This window comes from Paraburkholderia susongensis, assembly GCF_900177725.1.
Classification (GTDB): Bacteria; Pseudomonadota; Gammaproteobacteria; order Burkholderiales; family Burkholderiaceae; genus Paraburkholderia; species Paraburkholderia susongensis.
On sequence record NZ_FXAT01000003.1, the window covers coordinates 122,703 to 144,295 of the forward strand.

Consider the following 21,593-nt stretch of genomic DNA (forward strand, 5'->3'; position numbering starts at 1 on the left):
AACCGCGCTAAACCTAAACCCAATCCAACCGAAACGCCGGCCGCCTTACGCGGCCGGCGTTTCATTTTCAGCCCGCGTCATCGCTCCCCTTCCCCCTTGGCCGCGAGGCCATACCGCTTGATCTTCTCGTAGAGCGTGGCCTTGCCGAGCTGCAACCTGTCCGCCGCCACCGCGACCACGCCGCCCGCCTGCTCCAGCGCCTCGGCGATCATCGCCCGCTCGAACTGCTCGACGCGCTCCTTGAGCGGCTGTGCGGCCGCGTCCTCGTCGGCGAAGGACAGCACCGGTTCGTCGGCGATACCGAGCACGAAGCGGTCGGCGGCATTGCGCAACTCCCGCACGTTGCCCGGCCAGTCGCGCTGCATCAGGTTCGTGCGCTGGCGGTCGGTGAGGATCGGCGCGGGGCGTTGATAGCGCACCGCAGCGTCGAGCAGGAAATGCTCGAACAGCGGCACGATGTCCTCGCGACGCTCGCCGAGCGGCGGCAGCGCGATCGTCACCACGTTGAGCCGGTACAGCAGATCGCGCCGGAACGAACCGTCCGCGACATGCTCGGCCATATCGCCTTTGGCCGCCGCCACCACACGGCAATTGACGCGAATCGGCTGATTCGAGCCGAGCCGCCCGAGCACGCCGTCCTGCAGCACGCGCAGCAGCTTGACCTGCAACGCGAGCGGCATGCTCTCGATCTCGTCGAGAAACAGCGTGCCGCCCGACGCATGTTCGAGCTTGCCGATGCGGCGTTTCGCCGCGCCGGTGAATGCACCCGGTTCGTAGCCGAACATCTCCGACTCGAACATCGGCTCGGGCAGCGCGCCGCAGTTCACCGCGATGAACGGCTTGTCGCGCCGCGGCGACAATTCGTGCAGGCTGCGCGCGATCAGTTCCTTGCCCGCGCCGGTATCGCCGTTGATGAGCACGGACGCGTCGGTCGGCGCGACGTTGGCAATGAGCCGCCGCACCTGCTCGATCGCGGGGCTGCGGCCGATGATGCGCGGCGCCACCGTGTTCTGTCCGGCCAGTTCGCGGCGCAGCGCGAGATTTTCGAGCACGAGCTTGCGGCGCTCGAGCGCGCGCCGCACAGTTTCGATCAGGCGCTCGGACGCGAAGGGCTTTTCGATGAAGTCATACGCGCCGTCGCGCATCGCCTGCACGGCCATCGAGATATCGCCGTGACCGGTAACCAGGATCACCGGCACATCGGGCGCGCGCTCGTGGCACTGCGCGAGCAGATCGAGCCCGCTTGCGCCGGGCAGGCGGATATCGCTGACGATCACGCCCGAAAAGTCCGCGCCGATCAGCTTCGCCGCCGCCTCGACCGACGCATGACCGATCACGTCGAAGCCCGCCAGTTGCAGGCTCTGCACGCTTGCGCGCCGCACCAGCTCGTCGTCTTCGATGTACAGCACTTGCAGGCCGTCGTTCATTGCGTGTTCCGTGTGATTCTTCCGTGTGATGTCAGGAGCCCGCGGTCAGCGAATCCTGCGAGGGGTTTGTTTGCACGCGCGCGCGGCGCAGCGTCAACACGAATAGTGCACCACCGTGCGGTGCGTTGCGCCCGACGAGCGAGCCACCGCAATCGCGCGCGATCGACGATGAAATCGCGAGGCCGAGGCCGAGCCCCTGGCCCATCTCCTTGGTCGTGAAGAACGGCTCGAACAGACGCGGCAGCACGTCCTCGGGGATGCCGGGACCGTTGTCGCTCACCGCGAGCGACAGGTTCGCTTCGGCGGCCTCGACCTCGACCGTGATGCGCGGTGCGCTCATCCCGGCGGTGGCATCGAGCGCGTTGCCGAGCAGGTTGATGAGCACCTGTTCGAGCCGCAGATCGTCGCAATGCGCGACCAGTTCGGGATGATCGTCCGCGAGACTCAGTGGTGTGCGCACGCCGTTTGTCGCGCTGGCGCCAGAACCAGAGCCGGAACGGGCACCAGCACCAGCATCCGCATCGACGAGAACGAACTCGACCTCAACGCCCTGCAAACGCTTCTGAAGCAGCGCCACGACGTTGCGCAACGCCCGCACGATCGGCGCTCGCGCACTGCGCGGCCGCGCCCGGCCAACGAACAGCTTCAACTGATTCGTGATCTTGCCCATGCGCTCGGTGAGCGCCGCGATCGCTTCGAGATTCTCGCGCGCCGATGCCTGATCGCCGCGTTCGAGCAGCACGCGCGTGTTGTCCGAGAAGCTGCGCAGCGCCGCGAGCGGCTGATTCAGCTCATGCGTGATGCCCGCCGCCATCTGGCCGAGCGCGGCGAGCTTGCTCGCCTGGATCAGCTCGTCGTGCGCGGCGCGCAGCTCCTGTTCGGCGCGCGTGCGCTCGGCCACTTCCTTCTGCAACTGCTCGTTCGCTTCGGACAGGTCGACGGTGCGCTCGGCGACGCGCTGGTTCAGCTCCGCGTACGCCTTTTGCAGCAGCGCGCGGCTGCGCATCACTTCGCGCACGCGCGCGCGGCGCATGCGCCAGTAGAACGCGAGCAGCACGAGCGAGATGTAGCCGAAGCCGGTGACGATGGTCGCCTTGCGCGCGTCGGCGTCGACCGGATCGACCGGCGAGAGCGTGATCAGATGCCAGTCCGGTTCGCCCATGCCGCGCCGCGACGCGAGGTAGCGCGGCGCGAGGCGCCCGCCGCCGATGCGCACGATCTGCGCATTGCCTTCGAGCGTGCGCTCGATCGTGACCGGCAGCGGCGCGATCGGCTGCTGCGCGTATTGCCGCGCCTGGTAGATCGAATCGGCGATCTGCCCCGACAGCGGCCGGATCGTGTGGTACTTCCACGCCGGCACCGAGGAGAGAAAGATCACGCCGTGATCGTCGGTGACGAGAAGTGGCTCGGACGCATCGATGCCCTGGAACCATTCGAGATCGAGCTTGACGACCGCCACGCCGACGATCTTGCCGTCGCGCCGCACCGGCTGCGAGATGTAGTAGCCCGGCGCCTGCGAAATCGTGCCGATGCCGAAGAAGCGGCCCACGCCGCCCTTCACCGCATCGACGAAATACGGCCGGAACTGGTAGCCCGCGCCGACGAAGCTGCCCGGCCCGCGCCAGTTGCTCGCGGCGACGCAATAGCCGTCAAGCGAAATGATGTAGGTGACCGTGGCGCGCGCATGGCGGTTCAGGTCTTCGAGATAGAGATTGGCGCGCTTGACGTTGGCTGGGTTCGGATCGACCAGCACGTCCTGCACGATCGGATGCTCGGCGAGCAGATAAGGCAACGACTCGTAGCGCTCGAGCGTGCTTTTGAGCGTGCTCGCGGTGCGCTCGGCGCGCACGGCGGCATTGCGCCGCAGCGTCTCGACGCCGCTTTGCCACGCGATGCTGTAGGTAAGCCCGCACGCCGCCACGAGCCCGGCCAGCAGCGCGAAGAGGATCAGCAGACGGCGCGTCACGTTGGCAAGATCCGATCGATGGGGATCGGACATTGTGGCATAAGGCGGCACGCCATCCCGGCGAGGCCGGCCGCGAGTTTCGCCGGGGGTTTCGTTGCGAGTTTCGCCGGATGGATGCGCCGAAGGCGCCGAGGAAGACGCCAGAGGCACGGAGGAAGAAGAAGGCGCCCCGGATGGACGCGCGGACACCGGTTTCATACGCAGGCGTCCGCGCTCATGACGGCAGAAGTGGTCCGGGCTTTGAGCGCCGCTCAGACGCCGGCCGGCTCTTTGACCGTCGCTTCGCCGCGCAGCACCGAATTGAGCCTGTTGCGGTCGAGCTCCTTCTCCCATGCCGACACGACGACCGTTGCGACACCGTTGCCGACGATGTTGGTCAACGCGCGGCATTCGCTCATGAAGCGGTCGATGCCGAGAATCAGCACCATGCCCGCGAGCGGAATCGTCGGCACGACGGCGAGCGTCGCCGCGAGCGTGATGAAGCCCGCGCCGGTCACGCCGCTCGCGCCCTTCGAGGTCAGCATCGTCACCGCGAGCAGCGTGAGCTGCTGCCCCCAGGTGAGGTCGGTGTTGGTCGCCTGGGCGATGAAGAGCACCGCCATCGTCATGTAGATGTTGGTGCCGTCGAGGTTGAACGAGTAGCCGGTCGGCACCACGAGGCCCACCACCGAGCGCGAGCAGCCGAGATTTTCGAGCTTCTGCATCAGTTGCGGCAGCGCGGCTTCGGACGAGCTCGTGCCGAGCACGATCAGCATCTCTTCCTTGATGTACGCGACGAAGCGCAGGATGTTGAAGCCCACGAAGCGCGCGATGATGCCGAGCACGACCACCACGAACACGATCGAGGTCAGATAGAACGTGCCGATCAGCTTGAGCATCGGCAGGAGCGAACCGATGCCGTACTTGCCGATCGTGAACGCCATCGCGCCGAACGCGCCGATCGGCGCGAGCTTCGTGATGATACGCACCATGCCGAACAGCACGTGCGAAATCCCTTCGATGAAGTTCGTGACGACCTTGCCCTTCTCACCAGCCGTCGCGAGCACCGCGCCGAACAGCAGCGCGATCAGCAGGATCTGCAGGATTTCGCCTTGCGCGAACGCCGAGGAGATCGTGTCGGGAATGATGTGCATGAAGAAGTCGACAGTCGACTGGCCGTGCGCCTTCGCGGCGTACGACGCGACCGCGCGGCCGTCGAGCGAGGCCGGATCGACGTTGAAGCCGACGCCGGGACGCAGCAGGTGCGTCGCGGCGAGGCCGAGCAGGAGCGCGAAAGTCGAGACGATCTCGAAGTACAGCAGCGCCTTGCCGCCGACGCGCCCGACCTTCTTCATGTCCTCCATGCCGGCGATGCCCGTCACCACCGTGCAGAAAATGATCGGCCCGATCACCATCTTGATGAGCTTGATGAAGCCGTCGCCGAGCGGCTTCATATCGACGGCGAGGTTCGGGTAGAAATGCCCCAGTACGATGCCGATGATGATCGCCACGATCACCTGGACGTACAGCACTTTATGGATAGGTTTCTTCACGATGTTTCCTGCGAGGGGGATGAGCTCATGGCCGTCTGCGGTGCATCGGCGCGCGAACGGACGTCGTCGCGCGCAAGCACCGCATCGGGGCGACCAAGACGACGAATTCAGAAATACCGGGGAGGGAAATCGGACATCGTTGTCTCCTTGCTTTAGTTGTCGGACCGTTGCGGCCGCACGATCTGAATTGCAAGGTCGATGCCAGTTCGATATCAGGCTGTGGGCCTTGATTTTTATGGGTTTTCTGGCGAGGTCGGGCACGCGCCTTCCGGGATTCCGGAAATCCGGACGGCGGCTGTCGGGGAATCCGGAATCCGGTGAAGGCGGAGTTTGGGGGAAACCCTGATGGGTTAGGAAGCGGAAGCGGCAAGTGCAGGTTAACGGCTGCCGCCGCTCATTCGTCTATCCGCTTACTCACGCTGTTCGCATCCGCCCTGCGCGGTGCTCCATCCTCGCGCCGCTTTCTACTGCCCGGACAGCATGTCATGCGCGAGCAAATCGATACGATCCGTGCAGATCATGTCGACACCCCACTGCGCTAACAGTTGCGCGCGCGCCGGATCGTTCACCGTATAAACCAGCACACGCAACCCGGCCGCGTGGATCTGCGCGACCAGCCGCTCGTTCAGATAGCGATGGCTCGCATGCAACGACACGCACTCCAGCTCGCGCACGATGCGCAGCCAGTCCGCCGGCACCTCCTCGAACAACATGCCGCGCGGCAGCGACGGCGCCGCGTCACGCGCGGCGGCGAGCGCCTCGAACGAAAACGACGACAGCAACGGCGGCGTCTGCCCTTGCCACAAGCTCAGCGCGCCGTTGGCGACCAGCGTGCCGGTGATCGCGTCGCGGCCCGGACACGGCTTGATCTCGATGTTGGCGGCGATGCCGTCGCGCGCGCAGCGCTCCGCCGCTTCGGCGAGGGTCGGCAGACGTGTGCCGGCGAATTGCGCGCCGCGCCACGCGCCGGCATCGAGCGCGGCGAGTTGCTGCCACGTGTGCGCGGCAGCCGGGCCGCGACCGTTGGTCGTGCGATCGAGCGTGTCGTCGTGCAGCAGGAAGAGCTGATTGTCGGCGGAGAGCTTCGCGTCGAATTCGACCATGCGATAACCGTAGCGCACGCATGCGTCGAAGCCGGCCAGCGTGTTTTCAGGCGCCAGCGTGCCGCCGCAGCGATGCGCGACCAGCCGCGGATAAGGCCATTGTGCGGATACCCCGCGATCGATCCCGGTTGCCACGTCTCGTCACCTTCCAGATAGAGCGGTTCAGTGTGCTCGCGCTGCGCTCCTGCCGGCGAGATGCGCGAGTCCCGCGCGTAGTATCGCGTAAGGCGAAACGCCGCGATAGCTGGATAGCCGGATGAATGCCTGACTGAGCGGATAGGCCGATATCCGGATAGCCGGCTGCGACCTCGCGCAAAAAAGAAAAGCCCGCGCGCGGCGGGCTTTTGCTGTTACGGCTACCGGTGCTGCGATCCTCAGACCACGCCAGCTCCATGCGCCTGCACGTCGGCGTGATAGCTCGAACGAACCATCGCGCCCACCGCGGCGTGCGTAAAGCCCATCTTGTACGCCTCTTCCTCGTACATCTTGAACGTGTCCGGATGCACGTACGCGCGCACCGGCAGATGGTGCTCCGAAGGCTGCAGATACTGGCCGATCGTGAGCATGTCCACATCGTGCTCGCGCAGATCGCGCATCACCTGGAGAATTTCCTCCTCGGTTTCACCGAGGCCGACCATCAGGCCGGACTTGGTCGCGACGTGCGGATGCAGCGCCTTGAAGTCCTTGAGCAGCTTCAGCGAATGCGCGTAGTCCGAGCCCGGGCGCGCTTCCTTGTACAGACGCGGCACCGTTTCGAGGTTGTGGTTCATCACGTCGGGCGGCGCGGCGTTCAGGATGCCGATCGCACGGTCCAGACGGCCGCGGAAGTCCGGCGTCAGAATTTCGATGCGCGTTTCCGGCGACAGCTCGCGCGTCTGGCGGATGCATTCGACAAAGTGCGCGGCGCCGCCGTCGCGCAGATCGTCGCGGTCGACGCTCGTAATCACGACGTACTTGAGCTTGAGCGCGGCAATGGTGCGCGCGAGGTTGGCCGGTTCGTCGACGTCGAGCGGATCAGGACGGCCGTGGCCGACGTCGCAGAACGGGCAGCGCCGCGTGCACTTGTCGCCCATGATCATGAAGGTCGCGGTGCCCTTGCCGAAGCATTCGCCGATGTTCGGGCAGCTCGCCTCTTCGCACACCGTGTGCAGATTGTGTTCGCGCAGAATCTGCTTGATTTCGTAGAAACGCGAGTTGCCGGTGGCCGCCTTGACGCGAATCCAGTCCGGCTTCTTCAGCTTTTCAATCGGAACGATCTTGATCGGGATGCGAGCAGTTTTGGCTTGCGCTTTCTGTTTCGCGGTGGCGTCGTAGACGGCGGGGGCCGGCACGCCTTCGGGCGCGGAGGAAGCTGCTGCGGGATTCGCGGTAACGTCAGTCATTCGTTCGATCCAGTCAGGCGGTGAGCGCACCGGCCTGCGGTTGGGCGACGGCCGCGGGATTGCCGTCGAGGTTTGCGGTGAGGCGTGCTGCAAGGGTACGGGCTACGTCGTCCCAGCCGGCGGCAACGCCGAGCGTTGCCATGTCGACCGTTTCGAGCCCCGCGTAGCCGCATGGATTGATCGCGAGAAACGGCCGCAGGTCCATGTTCACGTTCAGACTCACGCCGTGATAGCTGCAGCCGTTGCGGATTTTCAGGCCCAGCGCCGCGATCTTGGCGCCGGCATGCGGCCCGGCGTCGGGCCCGGGCGCCACGTAAATGCCGGGGGCGCCCGCCTTGCGTTCTCCGGCGAGATTATACGCCGCCAGGGTGTCGATCACGGCCTGCTCGATCCGCGTGACCATTTCGCGCACCATGAGCTTGCGGCGGCGCAAGTCGAGCAGCAGATAAGCCACCACCTGTCCCGGCCCGTGATACGTGATCTGTCCGCCCCGATCGACCTTGACGAGCGGGATATCGCTGTCGGCGGCGAGCAGATGGGCCGGATCGCCGGCCTGGCCGAGCGTGAAGACGGGGGGATGTTCGACGAGCCAGATTTCGTCGGGGGTGTCGGCGGTGCGCGAGTCGGTGAACGCGCGCATCGCGTCGAAACTGGTCTCGTAGGATTCGCGGCCGAGCCAGCGCAGCGTGGGCGGTGTAGGCGCCGTGGCGGCAGGCAGAGGAGACGGGGAAACCGAGGTGGCGCACATGATCCCGGCAGTTTACCGAAATCTGGGAAAGCGCGCCCGGGGGGCCAGCAACAGAACCACCGGCCCGCTGACTTCGTGCGGCCTTCCGGCCGCGCCGACGTCAAACCGTGCGCCAGCCGCTCCGCAAACGCATGACCCAGCGCTCGCCGATGCGCGCGAGCCAGTTCAGCGCACGCTCGTCGCAGCGCGTCGGGACTGAAAAAGTCACCTTCGCGTGCATGGCCCCCTCGGCGCCGAGCCAGAGCCGCTCGCCGCGCCGCAGATGCAGCGTGTGGCCGGGTTGCAGCCAGTAGTCCTTCGTGTCGTCGCTGCGCGTGACCCAGACAGCGCCGCCGCGCACGGTCAGCTTCGTGCTGCGCGCCACCTTCAGCGGCAGGGTTTCGCCGGTACGGACTTCGTATGCAATGCTAGAGGAAATTTCTCGCATGATGCCCTCGCCAAAAATCGTTTCATGGCTAAAATCGTAGATGCAGCAAGGGCTTGCGCAAAACGATCAATTTTCACGGCTATGTGAGAAATATTGCAATGGACCTCCGGCAACTCCCCGCACTGAACGCGATCAAGGCGTTCGAAGCCGCCGCCCGCCACGAGAGCTTCTCGCGCGCCGCCGACGAACTCTTCGTCACGCACGGCGCCGTCAGCCATCAGATCCGCGCGCTCGAGGCCGAACTCGGCGTGTCGCTGTTCGCGCGCGACGGCAAACGCGTGCGCCTCACCGAAACCGGCCGGCGCTATGCCGCGCAGGTGCGCAGCGCGCTAATGGAACTCGCCGACGCCACCCGCTCGATCCGCGCCGGCGACCGCGAGCGGCGCCTCGTGGTGTCGATGCTGTCGTCGTTCGCGGCGCGCTGGGTGACGCCGCGCGTCGGCAGTTTTATCGAGGCGCATCCGCAGTGGGACCTCGAACTGCTGTCCACCAATGCGCTGACGGATTTCGCGCGCGACGACGTCGACCTCGCGATCCGTTTCGGCTTCGGCAAATATCCGGGCCTGCACGCAGAGCTGCTGCTGGAGGAAATTTTCTTCCCGGCCTGCTCGCCGAACTTCAACGGCGGCAAGCTGCCGCAAACCCCGGCCGATCTCGCCAAAGTCACGCTGCTGCGTTCCGACGACGAGTTATGGCGCCCGTGGTTCGATGCGGCCGGCCTCACCGACTGGCCGGAGCCGAAGCGCGGCGTGCTGTATCAGGATTCGTCGAATCTGCTGCAGGCGGCCATCGACGGCCAAGGGGTCGCGCTCGTGCGCCGCTCGCTCGCCATGCACGAAATCGCGGCGGGCCGGCTCGTGCGGCTCTTCGACGTGGATGGGCCAAGCCCGTGGCAATACTACTTCATCTGCCCGTCGCAGATGATCGAAACCGCGCGGGTCAAGGCATTTCGCGACTGGGTGTTCGACGAGGTGGGACGCTTCAGGCAGCTTTTCGACCTTGCCTGCGAGGCGGGTCCCGCCGCGAGCGCGCGCCTTGCGGCGCAAGAGACGACGGCGGACGCATTGCGCGCCACGCCGTGACAGGGGAGCGTTGCGCGCCGCTTTACAGCACGACCTTGACCATCGGATGGCCGGTGAGCGCGCGATAGATGTCGTCGAGATGCGCGCGGCTCGTTGCGCGCACCGTGACGGTCAGCCCCGTGTAGGTGCCGCTGCTCGACGGCCGCGTTTCGACGCGCGAACCGTCGACGTCGCTATCGAACTGGCGCACCACCGCGACGATCGTCTCGGCAAACTCGGGGTGCGATTTGCCCATGATCTTGATCGGGAAATCGCAGGGAAATTCAAACAGTGAGTCGTTCTCGGGATTCATTCTCTACTCCTTGCTGCACGTCTGCCTCGCCGTCCTTGGCTCGCTGATACGCCGCGTACAGCGCCGCAAACACCGCGCCCGGCTTGCCCGCGCCGACGGGCTGGCCGTCGAGCCGCGTGACCGGCAGCACTTCCTTGGTGGCCGAGCTGACGATGATCTCGTCGGCTGCGCGCACTTCGGCCTCCGTCATTTCGCGCGCTTCGAAACGGATGCCGCAGCCGGCCGCGAGTTCCTCGATCAGGCTGTAACGGATCCCTTCGAGAATCCTGTTGCTGCGCGGCGGCGCGGCCAGCACGCCGTCCTTCACCACCCACACGTTCGACGACGACCCTTCGGTCAACAAGCCGTCGCGGAACTGGAGCGTTTCGAACGCATCGTTTTCGGCCGCGTATTGCGCCATCAGCACGTTGCCGAGCAGCGACACCGACTTGATGTCGCAATTGAGCCAGCGGCGATCTTCGGCGCTCACGCACGCCACACCCTGCGCGCGCTGCACGGCGTCGGGCAGGTTCAGCGCGGTGACCATCACGAACACGGTCGGCGTCACGTTGGCCGGAAACGCGTGAGCGCGCTTCGCGACGCCGCGCGTCACCTGGATGTACGCAATCGCGTCCTGATCGGCTCGCAAGCCGCCATCCGCTTCGTTGGCCTTGACCACGCGCCCGATCAGTTCGCGCCAGCCGGCATCGTCGAGCGGATTGGCAATGCCGATCTTGCCGACCGAGCGCGCGAGGCGCGCCAGATGCTGCGGCAGGCGAAACGCGGTGCGGCGGCCGCTCGCGTGCGCATAGAGCGGTGCGACTTCGTAAATGCCGTCGCCGAAAATGAAGCCGCGGTCGAGAACCGGCACGCGCGCTTCGGACAACGGCACCAGCTCGCCGTTCAGATAAACGATCGGGTCCAGCGAAACATCGGAGACAGCGGTCATTGCAATGCAGCCCTTACTTTTTCTTGTTGAACATCAGCATCATCGAATCCCACACGCGGCCGACCACACCTGCCTGCGGCACCGGCTGCAACGCGACCACCGGGAACTGCGCAAGCACCTTGCCGTCGGCGACGAGCTTCGCCGTGCCGACCTGCTGACCGCTCGCGATCGGCGCGACGAGTGGATCGTTGAGCTCGATCTGCGGCTTCGCCTTGTCGCCCGCGCCCTTCGGCAGCGTGATGTACTGGTCGCTCTTCACGCCGACCTGCACGCTGTCCTGCACACCCTTGTAGATGCGCGGCGTGGCGACGACCTGGTTCGCCTTGTACAGACGCGTCGTGTCATACGCGGTGTAGCCGTAGTTCAGCATCTTCAGGCTGTCCTGCACGCGGTCGTGCTCCTTGGTCTCGCCCATCATCACCGTGACGAGACGGCGCGACGCGTCGGCCGCGCCCGGCAACGGACGCTTCGCGCTCGCGATCAGGCAGTAGCCTGCAGCCTTCGTGTGGCCGGTCTTCAGGCCGTCCACGGTCGGGTCGATCCACAGCAGGCGGTTGCGGTTCGGCTGCTTGATCTTGTTGTACGTGAATTCCTTGACCGAGAAGATGCTGTAGTAGTCCGGATAGTCGCGGATCAGCCGCGCCGACAGCACCGCGAGATCGCCCGCCGTGGTGTAGTGCTGCGGATCGGGCATGCCGTTCACGTCGGCGAAATGCGTGTGCTTCATGCCGAGGCGCTGCGCTTCGTCGTTCATCATGCTGACGAACTGCGCTTCGCTGCCGCCGACCAGCTCGGCAAGCGCGATCGCCGCGTCGTTACCCGACTGCACGATCATGCCGTACACGAGGTCGTGCACCGTGACGGGCTTGTTCGCCTCGATGAACATGCGCGATTCGTCGGTCTTCACGCGGCGCACCGCTTCGCCCGGCATCACCGTCTGGTCCATCGTGATCTTCTTCGCGTCGAGCGCCTGGAACACGAGATACGCGGTCATCAGCTTGGTGAGCGACGCGGGCTCGACGCGCTCGTCGGCATTGCCGGAAGCGAGCACCTGGTTGCTGGTGGCGTCGACGAGCACCCACGAGCGCGCGTTTACGGCCGGCGGCGGCACTTGCGCGAACGCGCTCGTCGCGGCCAACGTGGCCGGCAGGACGATGCCGAGGGTGAGGGCGCGGCTAAGCGAGGCGGGAACGAAGGAAGCGACTGACGGGAACGACGGGCGGCCAGAAGTGGAGAAACGCATAGGGTCGATTTGTGCAGAAAAATACATCGCGCGAGGGCGCGCATAGTTGGGGGAGCCGGTCGACGGGCATCTGGCCGTAAAACGGCACGGCGCCCATTGGACTTCCGGCAATGCAATCGGTTCGCGGGAGCGCGCCTCGCACCCGGCTGCGCTGCACGCGAAACGACTCCGCGGCGCGCGAATCTACCGGATGGGCGGCGCGGCGCCCAAAAAAAGAGCGCCCATTATACGCGTGCTACCCGGCCAGCTTCGCGGGCGGAGCGGCGATTTGCACACGTTTGCGCGTGCCTTTGCACGTACCTTGCCCCCGCAAAACGCGCCGTGCGTGCGCGTTAGCGCCACGCGTCGACGATGATCCGCTTCAGGATGTGCAGCTTGCGATGCAGAAAATGCTCGGCGCCCGGAATCACGACCACGGGCAATTCCTGCGGCCGCGCCCAGTCGTAGACGGACTGAATGGGAACGGTCTCGTCGACCTCGCCGTGAATCACGAGCGTGCCCTCCGGCACGGGCGCGACATCCCAGCGGCTCGCCGCGGTGCCGACGAACACGATGCGTTCGATCTCCTGCCCCTCCTCGCGCAACGCCGCGGCCACGTGCGACAGCACGACGGTGCCGAACGAAAAGCCCGCGAGCACGAGCGGCAGATCGCCCTGCCCCGCCTGCGCGCGCATATGGTCGAGCACGGCGCGCAGATCGTCGCGCTCGCCGACGCCCGCGTCATGCTCGCCCTGCGTCTCGCCGACGCCGCGGAAATTCGAGCGGTACGTCACGTAGTTCAGTTGCACGAGCGTGCGTGCGAGCGTCTGCGCGACCTTGTTGTCCATCGTGCCGCCAAAGAGCGGATGCGGATGCGCGACGAGCGCGATGCCGCGCGGCGCGGCGCCGTTCTCGCGGACTTCGTCGGGCAGGTCCAGCGCGACCTCGATCTTGCCGACCGGGCCGTCGATCAGATATTTCTTCGTGTTGACATTCATGGCGGTGCCTGTTGATCGGTCTGCGATTCGCGTTGACTCGCGTTTTATGGTTCGAGTTATTGATCGATCTTCAAACGCTCGACGACCTTGCCGTTGGCGAGATGCGACTCGACGATCTCGTCGATGTCGCTCTCGTCGACGTATGTGTACCAGACACCCTCGGGGTACACGACGATCGTCGGGCCGAGTTCGCAGCGATCGAGACAGCCCGCCTTGTTGATGCGCACCTGTCCGGGACCGGCGAGGCCGAGTTGCTTCACGCGCTTTTTCGCGTACTCCTGCATCGCCTGCGCATTGCAGTTCGCGCAGCTCGGACGCTCGGCGCCGGGCTCGCGTTGATTGAGACAGAAGAAGACATGGTGCTTGTAGAAGGAATCCATGATGTCCGGGGACGAGACTGAAAGGGAGTGCAATGACGTCGTCAGCACGCGGTATGCCGAAGCGTCTGGCGTGCCGAAGATTATAGCGAGCGGGCCGGGCGGCCGCCGGGGCCCCGGCCGTCACCCCCCGCCGCCGTCCCCCGCTGTCGCCCCCTCCACCCGCGCCTTACCTCGCCCTCTTCGACCTCACGCCCGTTTCGGCCGCCGCCCGAGCCACGCCTGTTCGACCGCGAACGCGAGCCACACCAGCGCCGCATAGGGCCAGACCCACGCAAGCCAGCGCGCGAGACCGTTGAAATGCAGATAACGCCCCTGCCGCCAGTCGGCCAGCACGACGTCGAAATACGGATTCACCGGCAGCAGATTGACGAACACGAGCGCGACGACGAGCGCGCTCCCCGCGAGCGCCGCGCGCACCCGGCGCCGCAACGGCAGCGCGGCGAGCGCCGCGACGGTGCCGCACGCGAGCCCGATCAGCGCGCCGGGCGTCGCCCAGTCGAACGCGAGGCCGGATTGCGATTGCAGGAACGTCGCGCCGGCTTTCACGCACAAGGTCGCGGCGATGAACACCAGCAGCAGACGCACGCGCGGCGCATGACGGCGCGCCGGCACCGACGCGAGCGCGAGCGCGGCGAACAGGTTCAGCGTCGTGATGAGCGCCTCCCACGTGTCGTCGGGCAGCCACGCGGCGACGGCCGCCGGCCATGCGCCGGCGTGCCAGGCGGCCGGCGTCCACGCGAGCAGCGCGTCCTGCGTCGCCGGATCGAAATGCAGCCAGAGCATGCGCGGCCAGTTGCCGAGCCCGAACAGACGCGGCGCCGGATACATCGTTGCGAAAGGCCACGCGGCGATGAGGCACGCGAGCGCCGCGCGATCGCGCTCGAACCACAGCAGCCGCAAACGCCTGAGCAAGCCGCGATCGAGCAGCGCGCCGGTCGCGGGGGACATCATCGCCGCGCCGAGCAGCGCGCCGAGCGTGTTGGCGGCGAGGTCGAGGTTGGAGGCGACGCGCGTCGGCAGCCACGTCTGCACGGCTTCCATCGTGCCCGACAGCAGCCCGCCCAACACGAACGCGAGCGCGACGGCGAGCGTGCCGCGCCAGCGCGGATACACCGCGAGCACCACCAGTGCGCCGAACGGCATGTAGCCGAGCACGTTGGTGACGACGTCGAACGCCGTCAGGTACTGCGGCATCGGATCGAACAGATAGGCAAACGGCGCGATGCCGAGCGAGCGCCAGCCTGAAAACGGGTACCACGAACCGTACACGATCAGCGTCGTGTACAGCAGCAGCGCCTGCCGGGCCAGCCCCGACGGACGGCGCAGCCAGGGCCGCTCGCTCATGCAGCGCTCCGTTGCGCGCGCTGCGCGTCCGTCATTGCGTGGCCGCGAGCGCCTGCGAGCCGAGCCACGCGACGATCTGCGCGACGAGGTCGTCGCTGGCCACGGCGAGCGCCTGCGCGCCGCCGGCTGCATCCGGGGAGCGCGCCGGCGCGCTCGCGACGAACGCATGCTGGCCGACCACCTTGCCGTTATGAATCAGCGTGGCGAGCGCGCTGATCGCGCCATGACTGTCCGCCTGGCTGTCGAACACCTGCTCGAACTCGGTCAGATCGACTCTGAGCACCGGCGCGGCCACGCCGTCGGCGCCCGTGAGCACGGTGCCGTGCGCGCTGAACGCGCCGCGCAGGCGTTGCGTGAGCAACTGCGACGGCATCATCGTCCAGTGGCTGTTTGCATACGCGGCCGTCTGCTGCGCATCGGCGTAGCTCAGGCGATAGGTGAGCCGGTCGGACTCGAGCACGGCCGGCGCGCGAACCTCGAGCACCTTGACGGCCGGCAACGTAGCCGCCGTGGCGGCCTGCGGCGGCGGCCCGAGATCGTAGCGGATGTCCGAGACCACCGCGGACGTGCCCGCGCAGCCCGCCGCCAGCACGCCGAACGCAAGCAGCGCCGCGAGCGCGGCGCGCGAGGACAACAGTCGGTGAATCGAGCGTGACATGAGCATCTTCCTCTCTTTAGCCTGCGAATTTAGTGAGCGGCCGGGGCGGCGGCGGGCCACGTGAAGCCGGTCTCGCCCGGACCCGGCGCCGGGCGCGGCGCGCCGAACAGCACGCTGCGCGGATTGGTGCTGAAGGTATCGGCGGCGCGGTCCACCGAGCGGGCCGCGGAGCGCACGTCGTCCGCGAGCGAATCGACGCGCGGCAGCGTCTCGTAGCCGACCCGCGCCGATAGGTCCTGCAGCGACACGTTCAGCTGGGCGAGCGCATCGCCCGCCTGCTGCGCCGCCGTGCCGACCTTGTTCATATTGGTCTCGAACGGGCCATCCGGGCGGTTCAGGCCCGTAATCATCTGGTTGGTCGACGCGAGCGTGCGATTCAACTGGTCGACCGTGGCGGGCAGCTTGCCCACCACCGGCGAGATCTGCCGGCTCAGCCCGGCGACGCCCGACGCGGCCTGCTCGATACTCGCCGCCATGTCGTGCAACTGCGCGACCATTTCCGGCGACAGCATGTCGTTCACGTTGTCGGTGACTTTTTCGAGCTTGCGCAGCAGCACGTCGCCGCGTTGCTGCAACTGGTCGAACAGGCCCGGGCGCATCGGCAGTTGCGCGACCTGTTGCGCCGACGAGCGCAGCGGCGTCAGGTCGCGCCCGGTGTCGTCGAGCTGGATGAACGCGATGCCGGTCACGCCCTGCAGCCCGAGGCTGCCGAACGTCGAATGGGTGATCGGCGCGTGCTCGTCGACCATGATGCGGATCAGGATCTGCCCCGGATGGCTCGGATCGAATTTGATCGACTGCACGCGGCCGACGTCGAGCCCGCGAAAGCGCACCGCCGCGTCGGCAAAGAGCCCTGTCACGTTGGTGCGGGCGATCAGGTCGTACGGCACCCGCACGGTGCGGTCGACGTTGAACAGAAAAGCCGCCAGCGAGATTGCCGCAAGCAGCACGACCGTGAAAAGCCCGGCCCAGAACGCATGTGCTTTGTTTTCCATTGTCAGGTTTCCTGGTTCATAGCAGCCCGGTTCAGAGAGGCCCGGTTCACAGCGGCAACTCGGACGACGCCGGTTCGAGCGCCGCCTGCGGCAGCTTCGCGCGGCGCTCCGGCGGCAGCGCCTGCAGCGCGCGGCGCCCGCGCAGGCCGAGGAAATATTCGCGGATGAACGGATGATCGACGCCCGCCGCCTCTTCCACGGGCGCGTTGACGAGCACCTTGCGATCGGCGAGCACGGCGACGCGCGTCGAGAGCGCGACCATCGTGTCGAGGTCGTGCGTAATCATCACGACCGTCAGGCCGAGCGCGCGATGCAGCGCGGAGATCAGTTCGACGAACTCGTCGGACGCCTGCGGATCGAGCCCGGCGGTCGGTTCATCGAGGAACAGCAGTTCGGGTTCGAGCGCGATGGCGCGCGCGATGCCGACCCGCTTGATCATGCCGCCCGAGAGCGCCGACGGCATCTTCGACGCATGCTTGCACGGCAGCCCGACCATTTCGAGCTTGAGCATCACGATATCGCGCAGCAGGTCCTCGGGCACCTTGCCGAGCTCGCGCACCGGCTGCGCGACGTTGTCGAACACCGACAGCGACGAGAACAGCGCGCCGCGCTGGAACAGCATGCCGGAGCGGCTGCGCATCAGGAGCGTGGTTTCCGGCGAGATGGTCGCGAGGTTTTCGCCGAACAGCTTGATGGTACCGGACGACGGCCGCTCGAGGCCGAGAATCTGCCGCACCAGCGTAGTCTTGCCCGAGCCCGAGCCGCCGACGATCGAGACGATTTCGCCGCGCCGCACGTCGAAGCTCAGATGCTGATGCACGACGTTGCGGCCATAGCGCTTGGTGATGTCGATCACCTCGATCACCGGCTCGGCGATCGAAGGCACGGGCTGGCCGCGCACGGCTTCGGTAAGTGGCGCGATCATCCTAGCCCCACGTTCTGGAAGAGAATCGCGAACACCGCGTCCGCGAGAATCACGATGGTGATCGAGGTCACCACCGAGGTCGTCGTGCCTTCGCCGAGACTCTGCGAATTGGCCTTGATACGGAAGCCGAAGTGACAGCCGGCGATCGCGATCAGCATACCGAACGCGACACCCTTGCCGAGGCCGATCCACAGATTCGCGATCGGCACGACGACCGGCAGCTGCCGCGCGAAGAAGCTCATGTCGATGCCGAGCACGAGCTTGGCGGCGAGCGCGCCACCTACCAGCGCAATGGTGTTGGTCCACATCACGAGCAGCGGCATCGCGACGCCGAGCGCGATCACGCGCGGCAGGATCAGGCGCAGGCCGTGCGAGATGCCCATCACGCGCATCGCGTCGAGTTCCTCGGTCACGCGCATCACGCCGATCTGCGCGGTGATCGCCGAGCCCGAGCGGCCCGCTACCAGAATAGCCGAGAGCACCGGGCCGAGTTCGCGGATGATCGCAAGCCCGAGAATGTTGACGATGAACTGGTTGGCGCCGAAGATGCGCAACTGCTGCGCCGACAGATAGCTGAGCACGATGCCGATCAGAAATGCGACGAGCGCCGTGATCGGCAGCGCTCGCGCGCCGGCGTTGTAGACGTTCGCGGAGATTTCGGTCCACGGCGTGATGCGCGGCCTGCGCACGATCGCGAGCAGATCGAGCACGACGCGCCCGAGCATCGCGACGCCGCCGTACAGATGCTCGAAGAACGAAAAGATGGAGAGGCCGAGACGCGTGAACGGATCGAAACGCGGCACCGGCTCGGCGGCGTCGCGCACCGTATCGAGCAGCGCGATGCGCTCGAAAATGTCGCGCTGCGTGTCGGTGAGTTCGGTGCCGGGGGGCATCTTGTGGCCCCACACGCGCCACAGCGCCTGACCGCCGACGTGATCCATCCTGTCGACGCGCGACAGGTCCCACTCGCCGATGCCCTGCGCGCCGGTCAGCGAACGCAGCAGGGGAATCACGTGCCCGGTGTCACGATCGCGCGCGAGCGCGAGCGCCGTCCACTGGCCCGAGAGACGGACGATCTTGCCTTGGTTGCCGGCCGCGACTTCAAGGCCCGGCGGGGTATCGTAGTTCAAGGATCGCGAGAATCTGGTTATCGGATTAGGGGCCATTGTAGCGAACGCTGGGCCGCTGGGCCGCACTCAAATCCCGATGCAGTTCGCTGTGGCTACAATATGTGCCATGAATGCCTCCAAGACTCCCGCCCCCCCGCCCGCAACGGCAAGTGCAACCTCGGCCGACTGGCGCATCGACCGCGAACGCGCGGTCAAGCTGTTCGGCGCGCATGCGCATGACTGGCCGATCGAAATCGTCGAGGAAACCGGCTCGACCAACGCCGACCTGATGGCCCACGTGAAGGCGCTGCCGAAGAAAACCGGCGCGCTGCCGCGGCCGATCGTGCGGGTCGCGTATCTGCAAACAGCCGGGCGCGGCCGCCGTGGCCGCCCGTGGTATGCGGAGCCGGGCAATGCGCTGCTGTTTTCGGTGGCGTGCGTGCTGCCGCGCCCGCTCGAAGGGCTCGCGGGGCTGAGCCTCGCGGTGGGCGTCGCGCTCGTCGACGGGCTGCGCTCGCTGCCAGTCGCCGGTCCCGGCCAGATCGCACTGAAGTGGCCGAACGACGTGCTGCTCGAAGGCGACAAGCTCGCCGGCATCCTGATCGAAACCGCATGGAGCACCGACGACGCGAGCGCCGTCGTGATCGGCATCGGCACCAACGTGAAGGGTGCGGACGAACTCGCGGCCAGGGTCGGCGCGCTCAACGCCGAGGTGCCGCCGCAGGTGCGCGGCACGGTCCCCACCGCGCTGCAGCGCGCGCTGCCCAACGCCAACCTGACCGATACGCTCGCCGCCGAACTGAACGCGCTCGAACCGGTGCTGCAGCGCTTCGGCGCCGAGGGCTTCGCGCCGTTCCAGCCGCGCTGGAACGCGGTGCATGCGTACGCGGGCCGGGACGTCGTGCTGCTGGAGCAAGGCAAGGAACTGGCGCGCGGCGTGGCGGCGGGTGTCGACGAACGCGGCCAGTTGCTGCTCGATACGGCCGCCGGCCGCCAGAGCATCGCGACCGGCGACGTGTCGCTGCGCCTCGCCGACGGTGCCGCATGACGAAGCCCGCGCCTTATCTGCTGATCGACGCGGGCAATAGCCGGATCAAATGGGCGCTGGTGCAGCCGGACGGCAGGCCGCTCGCGACCGGCGCGCTCACGCACGACGACGCCGCGCCGTCCGGCTTGCAGGCGGATTCGGTGCCGGGTTCGCAGTCAGGCTTGCAGGCTGCGTCGCGGCATGACTCGTTGCCCGGGTCACAGCCTGGGTCACAACCTGGGTCACAACCTGGGTCACAACCTGGGTTGCAGCCTGGTTCACTGCCCACCTGGCCGGACTTGCCCGCGCCGCGAGGCGCGTGGCTCTCCAACGTCGCCGGCGCGGATGTCGCGGCGCGGATCGCCGCGCTCGTCGACGCACACTGGCCGCAACTGCCGCTCACGACGATCCGCGCGAGCGCACGGCAATGTGGCGTCACCAATTGCTACACGGCGCCGCACACGCTCGGCAGCGACCGCTGGGCAGGCATGATCGGCGCGCATGCGGCATTTCCCGGCGAACATCTGATGCTCGCGACGTTCGGCACGGCGACGACGCTCGAAGCGTTGCGCGCGGACGGCTCGTTTGTCGGCGGATTGATTGCGCCTGGGTGGACGTTGATGATGCGCTCGCTCGGCGAGCACACCGCGCAATTGCCGACACTCGACGCCGCGCGGGCACGCGGTCTGCTCGAGCCCGGCAGCGAGGCCGAAGCGGGCCGCCGCGGCCCGTTCTTCGCGACGGATACGCCGCGTTCGCTGTCGGCAGGCTGCACGCTCGCGCAGGCGGGACTGGTCGAGCGGATGTGGAGGGATCTGCAGGACGAGTGGCAGGTGCCGGTGCGTCTCGTGGTCAGCGGCGGCGCCGCGGACGAAGTGACAAGCGCGCTCAAAGTGCCGCATACTCGCCACGATTCGCTCGTGCTGTCCGGTCTCGCGCTGATCGCCGCCGAGGATACGGCACGGCAGAGCGACGGATAAACGGCCCCGGTCGATGTGCGGTAAGCGCGTGACCTGCGCACCGGTGAACGGCAGCGGCAGTTCGCTTGCGGATCGATCCTGGCGGCCCAACTCCAACGGCCCGATCCCGGCGCCTCGATCGCAGCTCGACTTCTTTCTGGATGGAAACAATCAATAATGCTCCGCTGGCCGATCGTCATTCTGATTCTTGCCAACGTGCTCGCCTTCGTCGCGGTACGCGGCGCATTCGGGCCAGCGCCCACCGCCAGCGGACGCGAGCCCAATCACCTGAGCCGGCAGGTTCATCCGGAGTGGCTAACGGTGCGGCCAGTGAGCGCTGCCGACGCGGCCGATCAGCCGATCGTCGGTGGACCGGCGCCCGAGGCGCCGATTTCGGCGTCGGCGTTGCCGCAGTAGCGAAGTGTGTGACGGCGCGCGCGTGAGCTTAGGTTTGCGCAATCGGCTTTATCAGCCCTGCGCGCGCACCTTCTTCAATAGCGCGGTCGTCGAGCGCTCATGCTCGAACGGGATCGCCAACGCCTTGCCGCCCCAGCCGCGCACGATCGCCGATTCGGGCAGCGTGTCCATGTCGTAGTCGCCGCCCTTCACGAGCACGTCCGGCCGCAGCGCCGAAATCAGCTCGACGGGCGTTTTTTCGCCGAAGCCCACGACGTAATCGACGCTCTCGAGCGCCGCCAGCAACGCCATGCGGTCGGCTTCGTTGTTGATCGGCCGGTCGTCGCCCTTGCCGAGCATGCGCACCGACGCATCGCTATTCACGCCCACGATCAGGCAGGCGCCCAGCGCTTTCGCATCGGCCAGATAGGTCACGTGTCCGCGATGCAGGATATCGAATACGCCGTTCGTGAACACGACCGGCGCGTTCAACGAGGAACGCAGTTTCACCAGGGCATCGCGCGTAAGAATCTTGCGTTCGAAAATAGCGGCCATCGCGGAGTCGCAGAAAGAGGGAAAAAGAAAGTGCCGTCACGATATACGGTGGACGGCCTCAAGCAAAACGGTCCGGCAAGCTCGCGCCTGCCGGACCGTTTTGAGCATCGAGGTCACGCTGCCAACATCGCTGCCAAC

At 66.7% G+C, this 21,593-nt stretch carries 22 protein-coding genes; 4 read left to right on the forward strand and 18 right to left on the reverse strand.

All coding sequences use genetic code 11. From position 1 onward, the window contains the following. Positions 1 to 77 precede the first annotated feature (77 nt). The 7 genes from B9Z01_RS09690 to B9Z01_RS09720 form a co-directional block, all read right to left on the reverse strand. A complete protein-coding gene (locus tag B9Z01_RS09690; protein ID WP_085482341.1) occupies positions 78 to 1,427 on the reverse strand; it encodes a sigma-54-dependent transcriptional regulator in 1,350 nt (449 codons plus the stop codon). A 31-nt stretch (positions 1,428 to 1,458) separates the two neighbouring features. Continuing rightward, a complete protein-coding gene (locus tag B9Z01_RS09695; RefSeq protein ID WP_085482343.1) occupies positions 1,459 to 3,591 on the reverse strand; it encodes a sensor histidine kinase in 2,133 nt (710 codons plus the stop codon). Between the two features lie 53 nt (positions 3,592 to 3,644). Continuing rightward, entirely contained in the window at positions 3,645 to 4,925 is a 1,281-nt protein-coding gene (locus B9Z01_RS09700; protein ID WP_085482345.1) for a dicarboxylate/amino acid:cation symporter, read from the reverse strand. 464 nt (positions 4,926 to 5,389) lie between these two features. Next, positions 5,390 to 6,163, reverse strand: coding sequence for a glycerophosphodiester phosphodiesterase (gene ugpQ, locus B9Z01_RS09705; protein ID WP_085482347.1), 774 nt, complete (start codon positions 6,161 to 6,163; stop codon positions 5,390 to 5,392). A 239-nt stretch (positions 6,164 to 6,402) separates the two neighbouring features. Then, positions 6,403 to 7,410, reverse strand: a complete 1,008-nt coding sequence (gene lipA, locus B9Z01_RS09710; RefSeq protein WP_085482349.1) for a lipoyl synthase — start codon at positions 7,408 to 7,410, stop codon at positions 6,403 to 6,405. Between the two features lie 13 nt (positions 7,411 to 7,423). After that, the gene (lipB, locus tag B9Z01_RS09715) at positions 7,424 to 8,158 is read right to left on the reverse strand and encodes a lipoyl(octanoyl) transferase LipB (RefSeq protein ID WP_085482351.1); all 735 of its coding nucleotides are present in this window, start codon (positions 8,156 to 8,158) and stop codon (positions 7,424 to 7,426) included. A 100-nt stretch (positions 8,159 to 8,258) separates the two neighbouring features. Then, positions 8,259 to 8,585 carry a DUF2917 domain-containing protein gene (locus tag B9Z01_RS09720; protein ID WP_085482353.1) on the reverse strand — a complete coding sequence of 109 codons (327 nt, stop codon included), beginning with the start codon at positions 8,583 to 8,585 and terminating at the stop codon, positions 8,259 to 8,261. Between the two features lie 98 nt (positions 8,586 to 8,683). On the opposite strand from B9Z01_RS09720, the gene B9Z01_RS09725 reads away from it, so the two are divergent. Then, positions 8,684 to 9,667: a transcriptional regulator GcvA gene (locus B9Z01_RS09725; RefSeq protein WP_085482355.1), complete on the forward strand. Its 984-nt coding sequence runs from the start codon at positions 8,684 to 8,686 to the stop codon at positions 9,665 to 9,667. 22 nt (positions 9,668 to 9,689) lie between these two features. Here B9Z01_RS09725 and B9Z01_RS09730 read toward each other — a convergent pair whose 3' ends face one another. The 10 genes from B9Z01_RS09730 to B9Z01_RS09775 form a co-directional block, all read right to left on the reverse strand. After that, positions 9,690 to 9,959 carry a DUF493 family protein gene (locus B9Z01_RS09730; RefSeq protein ID WP_085482357.1) on the reverse strand — a complete coding sequence of 90 codons (270 nt, stop codon included), beginning with the start codon at positions 9,957 to 9,959 and terminating at the stop codon, positions 9,690 to 9,692. Continuing rightward, entirely contained in the window at positions 9,931 to 10,887 is a 957-nt protein-coding gene (locus tag B9Z01_RS09735; protein ID WP_085482359.1) for a D-amino acid aminotransferase, read from the reverse strand. Before B9Z01_RS09735 ends, B9Z01_RS09730 begins: the two co-directional genes overlap by 29 nt. Positions 10,888 to 10,900: 13 nt before the next feature. Further along, positions 10,901 to 12,130 carry a D-alanyl-D-alanine carboxypeptidase family protein gene (locus B9Z01_RS09740; protein ID WP_085482361.1) on the reverse strand — a complete coding sequence of 410 codons (1,230 nt, stop codon included), beginning with the start codon at positions 12,128 to 12,130 and terminating at the stop codon, positions 10,901 to 10,903. Positions 12,131 to 12,462: 332 nt separating this feature from the next. Beyond that, positions 12,463 to 13,107 carry an alpha/beta hydrolase gene (locus B9Z01_RS09745; RefSeq protein ID WP_085482363.1) on the reverse strand — a complete coding sequence of 215 codons (645 nt, stop codon included), beginning with the start codon at positions 13,105 to 13,107 and terminating at the stop codon, positions 12,463 to 12,465. Between the two features lie 56 nt (positions 13,108 to 13,163). After that, the gene (locus tag B9Z01_RS09750) at positions 13,164 to 13,487 is read right to left on the reverse strand and encodes a (2Fe-2S) ferredoxin domain-containing protein (RefSeq protein ID WP_085482365.1); all 324 of its coding nucleotides are present in this window, start codon (positions 13,485 to 13,487) and stop codon (positions 13,164 to 13,166) included. A 186-nt stretch (positions 13,488 to 13,673) separates the two neighbouring features. Continuing rightward, on the reverse strand, positions 13,674 to 14,831 hold the full coding sequence (locus B9Z01_RS09755; protein WP_085482367.1) for a VanZ family protein: 1,158 nt from the start codon (positions 14,829 to 14,831) through the stop codon (positions 13,674 to 13,676). A gap of 31 nt (positions 14,832 to 14,862) precedes the next feature. Then, positions 14,863 to 15,489 (reverse strand): ABC-type transport auxiliary lipoprotein family protein, encoded by a 627-nt coding sequence (locus B9Z01_RS09760; protein WP_085482369.1) that lies wholly within the window; start codon positions 15,487 to 15,489, stop codon positions 14,863 to 14,865. A gap of 29 nt (positions 15,490 to 15,518) precedes the next feature. Continuing rightward, positions 15,519 to 16,484, reverse strand: a complete 966-nt coding sequence (locus B9Z01_RS09765) for an MlaD family protein (protein WP_085482371.1) — start codon at positions 16,482 to 16,484, stop codon at positions 15,519 to 15,521. A 46-nt stretch (positions 16,485 to 16,530) separates the two neighbouring features. Beyond that, on the reverse strand, positions 16,531 to 17,409 hold the full coding sequence (locus tag B9Z01_RS09770; RefSeq protein ID WP_085482373.1) for an ABC transporter ATP-binding protein: 879 nt from the start codon (positions 17,407 to 17,409) through the stop codon (positions 16,531 to 16,533). Next, positions 17,406 to 18,539 carry an MlaE family ABC transporter permease gene (locus B9Z01_RS09775; protein WP_085482375.1) on the reverse strand — a complete coding sequence of 378 codons (1,134 nt, stop codon included), beginning with the start codon at positions 18,537 to 18,539 and terminating at the stop codon, positions 17,406 to 17,408. The genes B9Z01_RS09770 and B9Z01_RS09775 overlap by 4 nt, the downstream gene beginning before the upstream one ends. Positions 18,540 to 18,645: 106 nt before the next feature. Here B9Z01_RS09775 and B9Z01_RS09780 point away from each other — a divergent pair, with 106 nt between their 5' ends. The 3 genes from B9Z01_RS09780 to B9Z01_RS09790 all read left to right on the forward strand — a co-directional run bounded on the left by B9Z01_RS09780 (position 18,646) and on the right by B9Z01_RS09790 (position 20,921). Further along, on the forward strand, positions 18,646 to 19,566 hold the full coding sequence (locus B9Z01_RS09780) for a biotin--[acetyl-CoA-carboxylase] ligase (protein ID WP_085482377.1): 921 nt from the start codon (positions 18,646 to 18,648) through the stop codon (positions 19,564 to 19,566). Then, positions 19,563 to 20,525 carry a type III pantothenate kinase gene (locus tag B9Z01_RS09785; RefSeq protein ID WP_085482378.1) on the forward strand — a complete coding sequence of 321 codons (963 nt, stop codon included), beginning with the start codon at positions 19,563 to 19,565 and terminating at the stop codon, positions 20,523 to 20,525. Before B9Z01_RS09780 ends, B9Z01_RS09785 begins: the two co-directional genes overlap by 4 nt. A 156-nt stretch (positions 20,526 to 20,681) precedes the next feature. Further along, positions 20,682 to 20,921, forward strand: coding sequence for a hypothetical protein (locus B9Z01_RS09790; RefSeq protein ID WP_085482380.1), 240 nt, complete (start codon positions 20,682 to 20,684; stop codon positions 20,919 to 20,921). A 51-nt stretch (positions 20,922 to 20,972) separates the two neighbouring features. On the opposite strand, the gene rfaE2 is transcribed toward B9Z01_RS09790, so the two are convergent. After that, positions 20,973 to 21,455 (reverse strand): D-glycero-beta-D-manno-heptose 1-phosphate adenylyltransferase, encoded by a 483-nt coding sequence (gene rfaE2 / locus B9Z01_RS09795; protein ID WP_085482382.1) that lies wholly within the window; start codon positions 21,453 to 21,455, stop codon positions 20,973 to 20,975. Between the last annotated feature and the right edge of the window lie 138 nt (positions 21,456 to 21,593).